This window comes from Paracoccus sp. NIOT.M2S5SZ12 (genome assembly GCF_057748165.1).
This window is the reverse complement of record NZ_JBYLFR010000055.1, coordinates 1-1,437: the sequence shown is the minus strand read 5'-3', so window position 1 is coordinate 1,437 and position 1,437 is coordinate 1. Positions and strand designations below refer to the sequence as shown.

General features: G+C 60.3%; 1 protein-coding gene. It reads right to left on the bottom strand.

Annotated features, from left to right (window positions below; all coding sequences use genetic code 11):
* Positions 1-183: 183 nt before the first annotated feature.
* The gene (locus tag AC2SGK_RS18225; RefSeq protein ID WP_488324792.1) at positions 184-1,374 is read right to left on the bottom strand and encodes an IS701 family transposase; all 1,191 of its coding nucleotides are present in this window, start codon (positions 1,372-1,374) and stop codon (positions 184-186) included.
* Positions 1,375-1,437: the final 63 nt, after the last annotated feature.

Sequence of the window (1,437 nt, the reverse complement as noted above, 5' to 3'; positions counted from 1 at the left end):
CCTAGTACTACAGTTGCGCATTGATGCGCAACTTCCGATGTGCGATGGCAGCGATCGCTTGATGTTCTCGTCGCCATCGTGACCAGTCCCAGACAAAGGCGACGGTCAATATCGGGCGCAGCAGGAGGCGGGCGATCAGGTAGCGAATTTCCGCTGTGGTCAACGTGTTTCGGAGCCGTTTGACTATGCTGCTGCCGGTTGGCTCCGCGGACTCGTTTTGTTCGGTTTGCTGAAGGCCGTGCGGCGCTGATCAGCGCTGAGGCGTGCGAGGAGCGCGGCGGCGGCCATCACCAGGCTCATATGTCGATGCCAACCGTGCCAAGAGCGCGCCTCGCAATGATCGAGCCCGAGATCATCTTTGGCGCGCAGGAAGCATTCCTCGATGGTCCAGCGCAGTCCGGCGGCGGCGGCCAGTTCCGGCAGTGTTGCATCGGTGTGGGCATAAGCCAGGTAATACGCAATGTTCTCCGGGTCACGCAGGCTTCGACGAGCCAGCAACCACCGGGAAAAACCTTCTGCGGCCGTATAGTTGAGCGGCACCCTGGCCCAGTCATGCAGCCTGTGCCCCTTGGTGCCTTCGCCTGCGCTGAGCGCCTGCCAATCCTCGGGCGACAACTCTGCGATCATTGTCGCGGGGTCGGTCTGAACCAGGTGCCATTCATCAAGAAACCGCAGGTGGTGTGTCGAGCGCACGGCCAGAACATAGGGCTGGTCCCGCGCCTCCAGCATCCTGCGGAACCGGAAATCGGACCCGTAGACCGCATCGGCCAGTACGAAAGCACAAGGCGTTCCCTCGTCCAGCAGGTTTGCTATCATGTCGCAGGCCATAGCGGGCTTAGTGGCGAAAGACATCTCTTTGGGCACATGCGCCTTGGCACGGCGGTCAGGATCATCGGCCCAGGCCTTGGGAAGATAAAGCCGTCGATCGATCAACGCATGGCCCCAGCGGCTGGCATAGCTTGCGAACACACCGATCTGGCAGTTCTCGATCCGCCCTGCGGTGCCGGAATACTGCCGTGCAACGCCGGCGGAGTGTGTACCCTTCTTCAGAAATCCAGTCTCATCCACGACCAGTACACCATCCGGATCGCCAAGCGCCTCAATCGCATACCTCCGAACCCGCTCGCAGAGCGTATCTGCTGACCAGGAGGATCGGCCCAGCAAAGACTGAATCCGATAGGGCCGCGCCAACCCAGCTTCTTCCGCCAGCATCCAGCCCGTCTTGCGTTCCGCTCCAGACAGCAGGCCATCAAGAAACACGCCCGCGGAGGCGCGTTGCTCAGAACGTTTGAACGCAGGGGCGATGAGCTCCTTCAAACCGGCAAGCGCATGCGACCAATCTGAAACACTGCCCGACCAATCCGCAACAGACATGACAATCCCTCCCAATCCCAGAGAAAGATGAACCAGAAACGCAAGGCAAATGCAACTGTAGTA